The sequence below is a fragment of the Bradyrhizobium sp. Kon69 genome (assembly GCF_055807515.1).
Window position 1 is genome coordinate 167,154 of sequence record NZ_JBVVOS010000005.1, and the last position, 14,969, is coordinate 182,122.

Annotated in this window: 10 protein-coding genes; all 10 read left to right on the forward strand. The window is 66.2% G+C overall.

Annotated elements, in window-relative coordinates; genetic code table 11:
- Window positions 1–169: 169 nt before the first annotated feature.
- On the forward strand, window positions 170–1,693 hold the full coding sequence (locus AC0L3U_RS09065) for a UxaA family hydrolase (protein WP_473361488.1): 1,524 nt from the start codon (window positions 170–172) through the stop codon (window positions 1,691–1,693).
- A 187-nt stretch (window positions 1,694–1,880) separates the two neighbouring features.
- Entirely contained in the window at window positions 1,881–2,402 is a 522-nt protein-coding gene (locus tag AC0L3U_RS09070; protein ID WP_473361489.1) for a PAS domain-containing protein, read from the forward strand.
- Window positions 2,380–3,684: a methyl-accepting chemotaxis protein gene (locus AC0L3U_RS09075; protein ID WP_473361490.1), complete on the forward strand. Its 1,305-nt coding sequence runs from the start codon at window positions 2,380–2,382 to the stop codon at window positions 3,682–3,684. Before AC0L3U_RS09070 ends, AC0L3U_RS09075 begins: the two co-directional genes overlap by 23 nt.
- Window positions 3,685–3,972: 288 nt before the next feature.
- A complete protein-coding gene (locus AC0L3U_RS09080; protein WP_473361491.1) occupies window positions 3,973–7,242 on the forward strand; it encodes a transglutaminase family protein in 3,270 nt (1,089 codons plus the stop codon).
- A 27-nt stretch (window positions 7,243–7,269) separates the two neighbouring features.
- Entirely contained in the window at window positions 7,270–9,807 is a 2,538-nt protein-coding gene (locus AC0L3U_RS09085; protein ID WP_473361492.1) for a circularly permuted type 2 ATP-grasp protein, read from the forward strand.
- Window positions 9,804–10,682 carry a transglutaminase family protein gene (locus AC0L3U_RS09090; RefSeq protein ID WP_473361493.1) on the forward strand — a complete coding sequence of 293 codons (879 nt, stop codon included), beginning with the start codon at window positions 9,804–9,806 and terminating at the stop codon, window positions 10,680–10,682. The genes AC0L3U_RS09085 and AC0L3U_RS09090 overlap by 4 nt, the downstream gene beginning before the upstream one ends.
- A gap of 216 nt (window positions 10,683–10,898) precedes the next feature.
- Window positions 10,899–11,726: a metal-dependent phosphohydrolase gene (locus tag AC0L3U_RS09095; protein WP_473361494.1), complete on the forward strand. Its 828-nt coding sequence runs from the start codon at window positions 10,899–10,901 to the stop codon at window positions 11,724–11,726.
- Window positions 11,727–11,738: 12 nt separating this feature from the next.
- A complete protein-coding gene (locus AC0L3U_RS09100; protein WP_473361495.1) occupies window positions 11,739–12,629 on the forward strand; it encodes an alpha/beta fold hydrolase in 891 nt (296 codons plus the stop codon).
- 135 nt (window positions 12,630–12,764) lie between these two features.
- Window positions 12,765–13,391, forward strand: coding sequence for a GTP cyclohydrolase I FolE (gene folE / locus AC0L3U_RS09105; RefSeq protein WP_007608055.1), 627 nt, complete (start codon window positions 12,765–12,767; stop codon window positions 13,389–13,391).
- 27 nt (window positions 13,392–13,418) lie between these two features.
- Complete coding sequence (locus AC0L3U_RS09110) at window positions 13,419–14,942, forward strand: FAD-dependent oxidoreductase (RefSeq protein ID WP_473361496.1); 1,524 nt, start codon at window positions 13,419–13,421, stop codon at window positions 14,940–14,942.
- The last annotated feature ends 27 nt before the right edge of the window (window positions 14,943–14,969 follow it).

The following is a 14,969-nucleotide window of genomic DNA, read 5'->3' on the forward strand; positions in this document are numbered from 1 at the left end:
ACGGGGAGAGGGTTAGGGTGAGGGGCTCTCTCAACACGACTGATCCAACGATCGAGCGCGCCGCTTGCCCCTCACCCGGATCGCCCCGGACGATGCATCGCCGGGCGCGATCCGACCTCTCCCCGTAAGAACGGGGAGAGGTGAAGAAAGAAGACCAAGGAGACCTCCCATGACCGTCAGCCCCGTCATTCGCCTGCATCCCGATGATGGCGTGCTGATCGCGCGCGCGAGCCTGCCGCCGGGAACATCGGTGGCCGACGGCGTGACCACGGTCGAGCGCATTCCCTCCGGCCACAAGGTCGCGATCAAGCCGATCGCAGTCGGGGAGCCGGTGATACGCTACGGCCAGATCATCGGCTTTGCGACCACGCCGATCGCGCCGGGCCAGCACGTGCACGTGCAGAACTGCGGCATGGGCGATTTCGCCAAGGACTATGCCTATTGCGCCGACGTCAAGCCGACGCCGAATTTCGATCTGCCGGCGAGTTTCCAAGGCATCCGCCGCCCGGACGGCCGCGTCGCCACGCGCAACTATATCGGCATCCTCACCTCGGTGAATTGCAGCGCGCATGTCGCAAGCCTCGTCGCCGACGTCTTCAAGAAGAATCCGTTCACCGGCGACAATCCGCTGGCCGACTTCCCCAATGTCGACGGCGTGGTTGCGCTGACCCACAAGACCGGCTGCGGCATGACGCAGAACGAGCCCCTGGCGCTGCTCCGCCGCACGCTCGGTGGCTATGCGCGGCACGTGAACTTCTCTCATGTGATCGTGCTCGGCCTCGGCTGCGAGGTGAACCAGATCGGCGGCTTGATGGAAGAGCAGAAGCTCGCCGGACGTCTGCGCGCGATGGATATCCAGGAGGTCGGCGGCACTCGCAAGACGGTGGAGGCGGGCATCGCCTTCGTGCGCGAGGCGCTTGCGGAGTCCAACAAGGTCAAGCGCGAGTCCGTTCCGGTGAGCGAATTGACCGTGGCGCTGCAATGCGGCGGTTCGGATGGCTATTCCGGTGTCTCCGCCAACCCGGCGCTCGGCGCGGCCAGCGATCTCATCGTACGTCACGGCGGCACCGTGATCCTGTCGGAGACGCCGGAGACCTATGGCGCCGAGCATCTGCTCACGCGCCGCGCCGTCAGCCGCGAAGTCGGCGAGAAGCTGGTCGATCTCATGCGCTGGTGGGACGAATACACGACGCGCGAAGGCGCCGAGATGAACGCCAATCCCAGCCCGGGCAACAAGGCCGGCGGTCTCACCACCATTTTGGAGAAATCGCTCGGCGCGATGGCGAAGGCCGGCACTACCAACCTCGTCGAGGTGCTGCGCTACGCCGAACCCATCACCAAGAAGGGTTTCGTGTTCATGGACACGCCTGGCTACGATCCCGTCGCCGCGACCGGGCAGGTCGCCGGCGGCGCCAATCTGGTCTGCTTCACCACGGGCCGCGGCAGCGTGTTCGGCTGCAAGCCGGCGCCCTCGATCAAGCTCGCCACCAACACGCCCATGTACAAGCGCATGGAAGAGGACATGGACGTCAATTGCGGCACCATCCTCGAGGGCGAGGAGAGCGTCCAGCAGTGCGGCCAGCGTATTTTCGATCTCATCCTCAAGACCGCGTCGGGCCAGCCGACCAAGAGCGAGAGTTTTGATTTCGGCGGCGCCGAGTTCGCGCCCTGGGTGCTGGGCGCGACGATGTAGTCCCCTCGTTGCGCGTCGGCGGTAACCCTGCACGGCAAGCGACGCTCCTAAGTAATGATACGGAGCCGTCACGTGATCACGGGGGTTCCCGCGGTCACACCTGATTAACATCTTCTGCCGTAATCCCTTGGGAGGATGCGAGCTCCACTCATGTGGGGCGTTCGCCCTTCGTGAGGATTCGTCGACGATGACGCGTGCGATACGGTCGACCGGCGTGGAAAATCTCCTCGGTGAGGAGGAGCTGATCGTGTCGAAGACCGATCTCAAGGGCCGCATCACCTACGCCAACGATGTCTTCATCCGCATGGCGAAGTACTCCTGGCAGGAGCTGATGGGCGCGCCCCACAGCCTGATCCGCCACCCCGAGATGCCACGCTCCGTCTTCAAGCTGCTGTGGGACACGCTTCAGTCCAGGCAGGAAATCTTCGCCTACGTCGTCAACCTCGCGAAGGACGGCAGCCATTACTGGGTGTTCGCCCACGTCACGCCGACATTCGACGAGCGTGGCAATATCGTCGGCTATCACTCCAACCGTCGCAAACCCGATCCTGCGCAGATCGAGCGTATCAAGCCGATCTACAAGGCGCTGTGCGCGGAAGAGGCGCGGCATGCCAATGCCAAGGACGGCATGCATGCGAGCTTCGAGGCGATGGTCGGGCTGCTCAAGCAACAGGGTGTCGGTTACGATGAATTTGTGCTCTCTCTCTAAGGCGCAGGGAGCGACCGCGCTCGCATCCGTTCTTGCCGTCGTTGCGTTCGTGCTCTCGCTCGCCGGTGCGACCGGAATTTCCGGTGCGGCGTTGCTTGGCGCGACGGTCGTGCTGCTCGCCTATGCCGTCTGGTGCCAGCACCGCACGGCGGTGGCCGTCGACGAGGTGGCAGACGTGTGCCGCAAGGCGGCACGTGGCGACCTCGAGGCGCGCATCCTCAGCATCCGCCAGGCCGGACGGATCGGCGCCATTCAGAAGTCGGTCAACGACATGCTCGACATCACCGATGCGTATTTGCGGGAAGCCTCGGCGTCGATGGACTATGCGAGCCGCGGCAAATATTTCCGCAAGATCCTCGCGCGCGGATTACCCGGCTCGTTCCGCCGTTCAGCCACCGTCATCAATTCCGGCACCGACAGCCTCGGCCGTCGCGTGGTCGAGATCGCGGACCTCGCAAAGCAGTTCGGCACGCATCTCGACCAGGTCGCCGGCACGCTGATGGGCGCGGCGACCGATCTCGAATCCGACGCCGGCCAGATGGCGGCGGCGGCCGAGAAGACCAGCCGGCAGACCTCCGGCGTGCTCAGTGCGTCCGATCAGGCCTCGCGCAACGTCGCCACCGTCGCCAGCGCCGCGGAGCAACTCGCAGCGTCGATCGCCGAGATCAGCCGCCAGGTGGCCGGCTCGACCACGAGCACGGGGCGGGCGGTGAACGAAGCCAATCGTGCCGGCAGCGAGATCCGCACGCTTGCGGATGCGGCGATGCGGATCGGCGACGTGGTCAAGCTGATCAGCGCGATCGCCGAGCAGACCAATCTCTTGGCGCTCAACGCCACCATCGAGGCCGCGCGGGCAGGCGAAGCCGGTCGCGGCTTCGCCGTGGTCGCATCCGAGGTCAAGAGCCTCGCCAACCAGACCGCGAAGGCGACCGAGGAAATCAGCGCCAAGGTCGGCGAGATGCAGCAATCGACCACCAATTCGGTCGCCGCCGTCGAGGCGATCGCGCAGACCATCACCGAGATCAACGGCATCACCGCCTCGATCGCGACCTCGATCGAGCAGCAAGGTCTCGCCACCCGCGAGATCGCCCGCAACGTCCAGGAAGCCTCGGCCGGCACCTCGCAAATGTCCTCCAACGTCACCGGCATCAGCGAAGCCGCCGCCGACACCGGCCGCGTGGCAAGCCGCGTCAACAGCGCCTCCGAACGCGTCCATGGCGAGGTCGAGACGCTCCGGCGCGAGGTGACGCAATTCCTGCAACGGCTGACGTCAGCGGCGTAGGACATCGCGGAGAGGACGCGCATTCTTCCCCTCTCCCCTTGTGGGAGAGGGTGGCTCGCCGTGTTTGCGGCGAGACGGGTGAGGGGTCTCTCTCCGCGCGCACCTCTCACGCTGGAATTCGCGGAGACATACCCCTCATCCGGCGCTTCGCGCCACCTTCTCCCGCAAGGGGAGAGGGAAGAAAGCGACCGCCCGCACCTTGCGTAGGCACCCTTTGCCCGTTGTTAGTGCTTGATCGAGGTCACCAGCGGTGTTCTGCTCAAAAAAGCTGCTGGAGTACCGCACCCCGTGTCGATCTACGTCGCATTACACCACGTCACGCACTACAAATACGACCGCCCGATCGATCTCGGCCCGCAGACCATCCGTCTGCGGCCGGCGCCGCATACCCGCACGCCGATCCTGAGCTATTCGCTCAAGGTCACGCCGGCCAATCATTTCGTGAACTGGCAGCAGGATCCGCTGGGCAATTGGATCGCGCGTTACGTCTTCCCGGAGAAGACGACCGAGCTCAAGATCGAGGTCGATTTCACGGCGCAGATGACCACGGTCAATCCGTTCGACTTCTTCGTCGAGCCCTATGCCGACAGCTTTCCGTTCGAATATACGCAAGATCTCAAGACGGAGCTCGCGCCTTATCTCGAGACCGTCAAGCCCGATCGGCTGTTCGCGAAATATCTCGACACGATCCCGCACGAAGCCCCGAACACCGTCAACTTCCTGGTCGATCTCAACAGGGAGCTGCAGAAAAGGATCGGCTACGTCATCCGCATGGAGGCGGGCGTGCAGACGCCGGAGGAGACGCTCTCCTCCGCGGCGGGCTCGTGCCGCGACTCCGCCTGGCTCCTGATCCAGACCTTCCGGCACCTCGGTCTCGCCGCCCGTTTCGTCTCCGGCTATCTGATCCAGGTCCGTCCCGACATCGATCCGATCGAGGGGCCGCCGGAGGTCGAGAACGATTTCACCGATCTCCACGCGTGGGCCGAGGTCTACCTGCCGGGCGCGGGCTGGATCGGATTCGACGCGACCTCGGGTATGCTCGCGGGCGAGGGCCACATCCCGGTCGCGGCGACGCCGCACTACCGTTCGGCCGCGCCGATCTCCGGCGGCGCCGGCTTTGCCGAGGTCGAATTCGCCTTCGACATGAGCGTCAAGCGCATTCGCGAGGCGCCGCGCATCACAAAACCGTTCTCGGACGAATCCTGGATACGGCTCAACGATCTCGGCGAGCAGGTCGACGGCGATCTTGCGGCGCAGGACGTGCGTCTGACCATGGGCGGCGAGCCGACCTTCGTCTCCGTCGATGATCTCGAAGGCGCCGAGTGGAACACGGACGCCGTCGGTCCGACCAAGCGCGGGCTCGCCGACGATCTGATCCGCCGCCTGCGCGCGCGTTTCGGACCCGGGGGCCTGCTGCACTTCGGTCAGGGCAAATGGTATCCGGGCGAAAGCCTGCCGCGCTGGGCCTTTGGCCTGTACTGGCGCAAGGACGGCGTGCCGATCTGGAAGAATGCCGACCTCATCGCCAGCATCGAAAATCCGCGGCCGGCGCAGGCCAAGGACGTCCAGGCGTTCGTGGAGGGCACGGCGCTGCGGCTCGGGCTCGATCCCGGCTACATCATGCCGGCCTACGAGGACACCGCGTACTGGCTGCAGAAGGAATCAGAGCTTCCCGTCAACGTCGATCCGTCCGATTCCAAATTGTCCGATCCGGAGGCCCGCGCGCGGATGGCGCGGGTGTTCGAGCAGGGGCTCAACAACCCTCGCGGCTTCGTGCTGCCGGTGCAGCGCTGGAATGCGGCGCCGCGCTGGCGCAGCGAGCGCTGGCAGCTCCGGCGCAGTCATCTGTTCCTGATGCCGGGGGATTCGCCGCTCGGCCTTCGCCTGCCGCTGGACTCGCTGGGCTATGTCGCGCCCGATCAATATCCCTACATCGTCGAGCGGGATCCGATGGAGGCCCGCGGCAAGCTGCCGGTGTTCAGCCTTCCGGCGCGTCCGGAATCCTCGGAGCGGCTCGAGCCCGAAGAGCTCAACACCTCCGTGCCGGTCCGCACCGCGATGTCGGTCGAAGTCCGCGACGGCGTGCTCTGTGCCTTCATGCCTCCGGTCGAGCAGATCGAGGATTATCTCGAGATGATCGCGGCGCTCGAAGCGACGGCCGAGGAGATGCAGCTCCAGGTCCATGTCGAGGGTTATCCGCCGCCGTTCGATCCGCGTGTCGACGTCATCAAGGTGACGCCCGATCCCGGCGTGATCGAAGTCAACGTCCAGCCGGCAAAGAACTGGCGCGAGGCGGTCGACATCACCGTCGGGCTCTATGAGGATGCCGGCAAGACACGCCTCGGCGCCAACCGCTTCCTGGTCGACGGCCGCCACACCGGCACCGGCGGCGGCAATCACGTCGTGGTCGGCGGCTCGAGCCCGGAGGACTCGCCGTTCCTGCGCCGGCCCGATCTGTTGAAGAGCCTGGTGCTGCACTGGCAGCGGCATCCGGCGCTGTCCTATTTCTTCTCCGGCCTGTTCATCGGCCCGACCAGCCAGGCACCGCGCATCGACGAAGCCCGCCACGACAGCATTTACGAGCTCGAGGTCGCGCTCACGCACGTGCCGCCGCCGGGCGTTCAGGCGCCGCTGTGGCTGGTGGATCGCTTGTTCCGGCATCTCCTCGTCGACATCACCGGCAACACCCATCGTGCCGAGATCTGCATCGACAAGCTCTATTCACCGGACGGCACGACCGGCCGCCTCGGCCTGGTCGAATTCCGGGCGCTCGAAATGCCGCCGGATCCACGCATGTCGCTGGCGCAGCAGCTGCTGATCCGCGCGCTGATCGCGAAATTCTGGCGCGAGCCGCAACAAGGCAAGTTCGTGCGCTGGGGCACCGCGCTTCATGATCGCTTCATGCTGCCGCACTTCATCTGGGAGGATTTCCTCGAAGTGCTGACCGAGTTGAAGCAGTCCGGCTATCCGTTCGAGCCCGAATGGTATCTGGCCCAGCTCGAATTCCGCTTCCCCGCTTTCGGCCGCATCCATCATGGCGGCGTGACGCTGGAGCTGCGGCAGGCGCTGGAGCCCTGGCACGTGCTCGGCGAGGAGGGCTCGGCCGGCGGCACCGTGCGCTATGTCGACTCATCGGTCGAGCGGCTCCAGGTCAAGGCGGAAGGCTTCGTTGAGGGCCGCCACATCGTCACCTGCAACGGCCGTCGCCTGCCGATGACCTCCACCGGCCGCTCCGGCGAAGCCGTGGCCGGCGTCCGCTTCAAGGCCTGGCAGCCGGCCTCCGGCCTGCATCCGACCATTCCCGTTCACGCGCCCCTGACATTCGACCTCATCGACACCTGGAACGGCCGCTCGCTCGGCGGCTGCGTCTATCACGTCGCCCATCCCGGCGGCCGCAGCTACGACACCAAGCCCGTCAACACCTACGAGGCCGAGGCGCGGCGGCTGGCGCGCTTCCAGGACCACGGCCATACGCCGGGCCCGATGCAGCCGCCGCCTGAGGAACGCACAAATGAGTTTCCGCTGACCCTCGACTTGCGGTCCCCGCTCCTGCAATGAGTATGATGCGGGGGCAGGGAGAGGCGCATGGCCGAGGGCGCAGCCGAAGAGGACGACAAGGCGGGTAAGGCGCAAGGTCAACGTAATGGCCAGCGCGAAGGCCAGCGCCGTTTCGCGCAATGGGTCCGCGACTACAGGCGCCTGCCCGGCATCCCCGACGAGTTTCTCGGCTCGGACGGCAAGCCCCGCGCGGTCTGGAGCCGCTTCTTCGATGCCTTCGGCGCGCTCGCGCCCGACGAGGTCGAGCGGCGTTTCGGTATGGCCGACCGTCATCTCCGCGAGGCCGGCGTCACCTATCGCGCGCCCGGCGAGAGCGCCGACCGGCCCTGGTCGATCAGCCATCTGCCGCTGCTGATCGACGAGGCCGACTGGAAGCAGCTGTCCGATGGCATCACCCAGCGCGCCGAGCTGCTCGAGCTCGTGCTGCGCGACATCTATGGCGAGGGCCGCCTCGTCGCCGAAGGCGCGTTGCCTGCCGCCGCGATCGCCGGGAGCCCCGAATATCTCCGTCCCGTCTGCGGCGTGCCGCCGCCGGGCGGGCGCTATCTCTCGCTCTATGCCGCCGATGTCGGCCGCGGGCCCGACGGCCGCTGGTGGGTGCTCGGCGACCGCACGCAGGCGCCGTCGGGCGCGGGCTATGCGCTGGAGAACCGCCTGGTGCTCTCGCGCGCCTTCTCCGATCTCTACAAGTCGATGAACGTGCCGCGCGTCGCGCCGTTCTTCGAGGCGTTTCGCGACAGTCTTCGCGCGCGCGCCGACCGCGACGAGCCGCGGATCGGCGTGCTCACGCCGGGCAGCTTCAGCGAGACCTATTTCGAGCACGCGACGCTGGCGCGCTATCTCGGCTTCCTGCTGGTCGAGGGCGACGATCTCGCGGTCAGCGACAACCATATCCACATCCGCACGGTTGCGGGCCTCAAGCGCCTCGACGTGCTGCTGCGCCGCGTCGATTCCAATTCGCTCGATCCGCTCGAGCTCGACGCCTCCTCGCGGCTGGGGGTCCCCGGCCTGATCGACGTGCTGCGCAAGGACGGCGTCGTCGTCGCCAACATGCCGGGCTCGGGCGTGCTGGAGGCGCGTGCGATGCTCGGCTTCCTGCCGGCGCTCAGCCGCCGCCTGCTGGGCGAAGAGCTGAAGATGCCGCACATCGCGACCTGGTGGTGCGGCCAGCGCTCGGCGCGCGACGAGGTGTTGTCGCGGCTCGACGAGGTCGCGATCGAAGGCGCTTATCGGCGCGGCGTCCCCGGTTTCGACAGCAACGGTCCGGTGCTCGCGAGCGAGCTCGATGCCGCTGGCCGCCGGCGCCTGAGCGACGCCATCGCCGCGCGCGGCATGGACTATGTCGGCCAGGAGGTGGTGCGGCTCTCGACCATGCCGGTGTGGGAGCAGGGGCAGATCACGCCGCGCCCCTTCGTGCTGCGCGTGTTCGCAGCCGCGACGCCCGACGGCTGGGCCATCATGCCCGGCGGCTTCTGCCGGATCGCCGAGCAGCCGGATGCGCGCGCCGTGTCGATGGGCGACGGCGCGCGCTCCGCCGATGTCTGGGTGGTCTCGGACAAGCAGGTCTCGACCGCGACGCTGCTGCCTGCGGTCGACAAGGTGCGCATCCGCCGTATCGCCGGCGTGCTGCCGAGTCGCGCCGCCGACAATCTGTTCTGGCTCGGCCGCTATCTCGAACGCGCCGAGGCGACGCTGCGGCTGGTGCGGGCGCTGGGCTCGCCGAGCGGGCCCAACAAGGGCACCGCGGCCTCGCTGCAATCGGCCGAGCGTATCCAGCGCCTGCTGGTGACCTGGGGCGCGATCTCGCAGACCTCGCGCGCGGCGCCCGGCCGCATCGTTGCCGAGGCGCTGCAGAGCCCGGAGCGTTTCGGCTCGGCACTGTCGCTGGTCCGCGCGGCCCAGCGCACGGCGACCTCCTTGCGCGAGCGGCTGTCGCCCGATGCCTGGCAAGTCATCACCGAGATGGTCGAGCGGCTGGCCGTCGAGGTCGAGGACGACGACAGCGTGCTGAGCGCGGCCGAGCTGACCTTGCAGGAGCTCGCGAGCTTTGCCGGCCTCGCGCATGAGAACATGAACCGCGCCGCCGGCTGGCGCTTCCTCGATATCGGCCGCCGCACCGAGCGCGCCATCAACACCACGCGTTTTGCCCGGCAGTTTGCCTATGACGAAGCCGGCGACGAGGATCTCGATATCCTGCTGACGCTGGTGGATTGCCAGATCACCTACCGCTCGCGTTATCTGCTGGCGCCGATCCTGGCGCCGGTGCGCGACCTCGCCGTGCTCGACAGCTACAATCCGCGTTCGGTGGCGTTCCAGGTGATGGCGCTGAACGAGCATATCGCCGCGCTGCCGAGCCTGAAGGAGCACGGCCTGATCGAGAAGCCGCAGCGGCTTGCGGTCGCGCTGCAGGCGATGCTCGCGACCGCGGAGGCCGAGAGGATCGAGGTCAAGACGCTGTTCGCACTGGAGCAGGATCTGCTCAGCCTCGCCGAGGCAGTCGGGCAGCACTACTTCCCGCACGGTCCCAATGCGAGCCGGCCGGAAAAGCTGACGGGGCTGGCGTGATCTACGATATCCGTCACGTCACCACCTACGAATACGAGAGTCCGGTCAGCTTCGCCCGCTGCACGCTGCGGCTGGAGCCGAGGAGCGGCCATGGCCAGGAGCTGATCTCGCACAAGGTCGAGATTCGTCCGCGCCCCGCGGAGCGTAGCGTCCGGCGCGATTTCTTCGGCACCCTGACCGAGAGCGTGGTGATCGAGGCCGCGCATCGCACTCTGCGCATCGATTCCCGCTCGCGCGTGAAGGTGTCGCGCCAGCCGCCGGCGCGCGCCGCTGCCAGTCCGGCCTGGGAGAGCATTCGCGACATCGCCTTCGAGGCGACGAGCCTCGGGCCGTCCTCGCCGGTCGGCTATGTCTTTGCGAGCCCGCTGGTGCCGGTGCTGGGACCGGTCAGCGCCTATGCCGCGGAAAGCTTCGCGGCCGGCGCGGGCATCCTCGCCGGGGCGGTCGATCTGATGCATCGCATCCGCACCGAATTTCGCTACGATCCCAAGGCGACGGTGATCTCGACGCCGCTCAACGAGGTCTTCGTCAAGCGACATGGCGTCTGTCAGGATTTTGCCCATGTGATGATTGCGGGCTTGCGCGGGCTGGGCCTGCCCGCGGCCTATGTCAGCGGATATTTGCGCACCATTCCGCCGGCGGGCCAGCCGCGCTTGCAGGGCGCCGATGCCACCCACGCCTGGGTGTCGCTGTGGTGCGGGGAGGAGCTTGGCTGGGTCGATTTCGATCCGACCAACGATCTTATGGTCGCTGGCGACCATATCGTGCTCGCGGTCGGCCGCGACTTTTCCGACGTTTCGCCGGTCGACGGCATCATTGTCGGCTCGCCGAAGCAGAAGCTCGACGTCGCCGTCGACGTGCTGCTGGTGGAATGATCGCCGTTTTGCCGTCCCGGCGACGCTCAGCCCGGGTGTGTCGGGCCGGCACCGCAACCGCGATATCGCGGGGCACAAACCGCAACATATTTCCGTATTTTCGTTCCCGGGTTTGGCCAGTCGGCCCAAGATGGGCTAAGCTGGCCTTTGCGTCGAGGACATGAATGAGACGTCGGGAGTTGGCGTGGAACACCACCGACAAGCGGGGCTGCATCCATGATCACGTTACCGAAACTGGCGGCGGAGACCCTGGAGAAATTGCTGGGCTCGTTCATGCGTCGTCGGTTCGACGAGTCCTACGCCAGAGTGCTGGAAGGCTCGGCCCGCACGGCGATGGAATGCATCGGCAACAGCGACGCACTCTATCACAACATCGAGCATACGATGTTGGTGACGCTGGCCGCTCAGGCGATCCTGATGGGACGTAATCTCCACACGCATCTTGCGGCTGAGGACTACATCAACGTCCTGATCGCCTGCCTCGCGCATGACATCGGCTATGTCCGTGGTCTGTTTCCGGAGGATGACGAAGACGGCTTCATCATCGATGATTCCGGCACCAAGGTGGCGCTGCCGCGTGGCGCTTCGGATGCCAGCCTGATGATGTATCACGTCGATCGCTCGAAACTGTTTGTGCGGCGGCGGCTGCCGCAGATCCGGGGCGTGGACAGTGAGCGCGTCGCCCGCGCCATCGAAGGCACGCGGTTTCCGGCCCGCGAAGGGCAGGAATACGACGACGACGCCTCGATCCTGCGCGCCGCCGATTTCATCGGCCAGCTCGGCGACCCCAACTATCTGCGCAAGGCCAACGCGCTCTATTACGAATTCGAGGAAGTCGGCATGAATCGCCAGCTCGGCTACGATTCGCCTGCCGACATCGTGAACCGCTATCCGCAGTTCTACTGGAACAGCGTCGCACCGCACATCCAGACCGAGATCGGCTACCTCAACAAGACCGAGATCGGTCGGCAGTGGATCGCCAACCTCTACAGCAACGTGTTCCGCGCCGAGCGTGAGATCACGTTGTCCGGGCCGCAAAAATAGCTCCGCTCTGTAATGCAACAGAAAACGGTCACTACCGATATCCTCGACATCGCCTATCGCGAATACGGCGCGCCGGACGGCTGGCCCTGCATCATGGGCCACGGCTTTCCCTACGACGTGAACGCCTATGCCGAGACGGCGCCGTTCATGGCGCAAGCGGGCGCGCGGGTGCTGGTGCCCTGGCTGCGCGGCTACGGGCCGACACGGTTCCGCTCCGCTGCGACGTTGCGATCCGGCGAGCAGGCGGCGCTTGGCGCCGATCTGCTGGCCTTCATGGATGCGCTTGGAATCTCGCGCGCGGTGGTCGGCGGTTACGATTGGGGCGGGCGCGCAGCCTGCGTGGTCTCGGTGCTGCATCCGGAGCGCGTGATCGGCCTCGTCTCGGGTAATTCCTACAACATCCAGAACATCGCGCGTTCGATGGAGCCGGCTTCGCCAACCGAGGAGGCGGCGCTCTGGTATCAATATCTCTTCCACAACGAACGCGGCCGCCGCGCGCTGGAGCGCAACCGGCGCGGTTTTGCCCGCCAGCTCTGGTCGATGTGGTCGCCGACATGGGCTTTCGACGACGCGACGTTCGAGACCAGCGCAATGTCGTTCGACAATCCCGATTTCGTCGATGTCGTGATCCACTCCTACCGACATCGTTACGCGCTGGTCGCGGGCGATCCCGCCTATGCCGCGATCGAGGCGAAGCTCGCCGCCCAGCCGCCGGTTCGGGTGCCGACGATCGCGATCGACGGTGACAGCGACGGCGTCAATTCCGGCACCGCGCACCATGCAGGCAAATTCGAGGGCTTTTTCGAGCGACGCGTCTTTGCAGGGGCCGGCCACAATTTGCCGCAGGAGCGGCCGGCCGAATGGGCCCAGGCTGTGCTCGATGTGCGGAAAGCGGTCTCGTAGAGCCGGGTTTCTCGTCCCGCTGCCTTGCCGCTCTCACAGCTTCCAATTTTTCCTGATCCCGGGAACCTTTTCCGATCGCAGCCGTCCAAGCTGTGGGCCGCCTTCTGTATGCGGTTCGTTGCAGGGGAGTTTTCGATGAAGACGCAAACGCGCAGGCTGGAACGTGTCGCGGTCGCGCAGGCGCCGACCGAGCGGCCCGAGAGGGCGGAGGTCGAGCAGGCGATCCGCACCATGATCCGCTGGGCTGGCGACGATCCCGCGCGCGACGGTCTACGCGATACGCCGGACCGGGTCGCGCGCGCCTTCGAGGAGTATTTCTCCGGCTATGCCCAGGATCCGACCGAAATCCTGCAAAAGACCTTTGAGGAGATCGAAGGCTATGACGAGATGATCGTCCTGCGCGGCGTTCGCTTCGAAAGCCATTGCGAGCACCACATGGCACCGATCGTCGGCCGCGCCTGGGTCGCTTATATCCCGCAGGGGCGCGTCGTCGGCATCTCCAAGCTCGCGCGTCTCGTCGACATCTACGCCAAGCGGCTTCAGATCCAGGAGAAGATGACCGCGCAGATCGCCAACACGATCAACGATGTGCTGAGGCCCGAAGGCGTCGGGGTCATCATCAAGGCAACGCATCACTGCATGACCACGCGCGGCGCGCACAAGCCCGGGACAGATCTCGTCACCAGCCGCATGCTCGGCGTGTTCCGCGACAATGCGTTGACGCGCCAGGAGCTGCTGGGGCTGGCCAATTCGGACGATTGATCCGCGACGGCTCAAGGAGGCAACGCCATGACCGAAGACAAGAAGCCAAGCGGGCCCGACTTGAGCCGGGGCGTGACGCTCGCCGAATTCAAGGACGGCAAATTGCTCGGCCATGTCGGCGAGGAAGACGTCCTGCTGGTGCAGGCCGGCAGCGAGATCTTCGCGATCGAGCCCGCCTGCAGCCACTATCACGGTCCGCTCGTCGAAGGACTGGTGGTGGGCGACACCATCCGCTGTCCTTGGCATCACGCCTGCTTCTCCTTGCGGTCAGGCGAGGCGACCCGTCCGCCGGCGCTGAATGCGCTGGCAGTGTGGGAGGTCTCGCGCGATCGGGACAAGATCGTCGTCCAGCGCAAGCGCGAGATGCCGAAGCCTCCGGCGCCTCACCGGACAGCGCCAACGCCGGAGAAATTCGTCATTATCGGCGGCGGCGCGGCGGGTTTCGCGGCGGCGCAGACACTCCGTCGCGAGGGCTTTGCCGGCGCCATCACCATGCTCAGCAATGACAGCGCGATGCCGGTGGACCGGCCCAATCTCTCCAAGGATTATCTCGCGGGCAACGCGCCGGAGGATTGGCTGCCGCTGCGGGGCGAGGACTATTATCAGGACGCCGGCATCGATCTCAGGCTCAACACGAATGTCGCCGCGATCGAGGCGAAGACGCGCAGCGTGACGCTGGGCAATGGCGACAGGCTGCCGTTCGACCGGCTGCTGCTCGCGACCGGCGCCGAGCCGGTCAGATTGCAGATTCCGGGTGCCGACCAGCCTCATGTCCACACGCTGCGCTCCGTCGCCGACAGCCGCGCCATCATCAAGGCGGCCGGCAGCGCCAAGCGTGCGCTGGTGATCGGCGCCAGCTTCATCGGCCTCGAAGTTGCGGCCTCCTTGCGGGCACGCAAGATCGAGGTGCACGTGGTCGCGCCGGACGAACGGCCGATGCAGAAGGTGCTCGGTCCCGAGATGGGCGACTTCGTGCGCGTGCTGCATGAGGAGAACGGCGTCAACTTCCATCTCGAGGACACGGTGGAAAAGCTGGACGGCACGCGCGCCACGTTGAAGAGCGGCGGCGTGATCGAGGCCGAACTGGTCGTGGTCGGCATCGGCGTCAAGCCGCGCCTCGCGCTCGCCGAGCAGGCGGGGCTTGCGGCCGACCGGGGCGTCAGCGTCAGCGAATATCTGGAGACCAGCATAGCCGGCATCTTCGCGGCCGGCGACATCGCGCGCTGGCCGGATCCGCATTCGCGGCAAACCATCCGCGTCGAGCACTGGGTGGTGGCGGAGCGGCAGGGCCAGACCGCGGCGCGCAACATGCTCGGCAAGCGCGAGCGTTTCGAGGCCGTGCCGTTCTTCTGGTCGCAGCACTATGACGTGCCGATCAACTATGTCGGCCACGCCGATAGTTTTGACGATATCGCGATCGACGGCAGCATTTCCGGCAAGGACTGCCTGTTGCAATATCGCAAGGGCGGCCGCGTCCTTGCGATTGCTTCAATTTATCGGGATCTCGACGATCTCAAGGCCGAGCTGGAGATGGAGCGGACGCGCGGCTGAGGCGCGCATCCGGTGTTGATTTTCGTC

What these genes read in the sequence shown, in the direction of transcription:
- AC0L3U_RS09085 (WP_473361492.1), top strand. Translation starts at nt 7,270, where the DNA reads ATGGCCGAGGGCGCAGCCGAAGAGGACGACAAGGCGGGTAAGGCGCAA.
- AC0L3U_RS09095 (WP_473361494.1), top strand. Translation starts at nt 10,899, where the DNA reads ATGATCACGTTACCGAAACTGGCGGCGGAGACCCTGGAGAAATTGCTG.
- AC0L3U_RS09070 (WP_473361489.1), top strand. Translation starts at nt 1,881, where the DNA reads ATGACGCGTGCGATACGGTCGACCGGCGTGGAAAATCTCCTCGGTGAG.
- AC0L3U_RS09075 (WP_473361490.1), top strand. Translation starts at nt 2,380, where the DNA reads ATGAATTTGTGCTCTCTCTCTAAGGCGCAGGGAGCGACCGCGCTCGCA.
- folE (WP_007608055.1), top strand. Translation starts at nt 12,765, where the DNA reads ATGAAGACGCAAACGCGCAGGCTGGAACGTGTCGCGGTCGCGCAGGCG.
- AC0L3U_RS09065 (WP_473361488.1), top strand. Translation starts at nt 170, where the DNA reads ATGACCGTCAGCCCCGTCATTCGCCTGCATCCCGATGATGGCGTGCTG.
- AC0L3U_RS09100 (WP_473361495.1), top strand. Translation starts at nt 11,739, where the DNA reads ATGCAACAGAAAACGGTCACTACCGATATCCTCGACATCGCCTATCGC.
- AC0L3U_RS09110 (WP_473361496.1), top strand. Translation starts at nt 13,419, where the DNA reads ATGACCGAAGACAAGAAGCCAAGCGGGCCCGACTTGAGCCGGGGCGTG.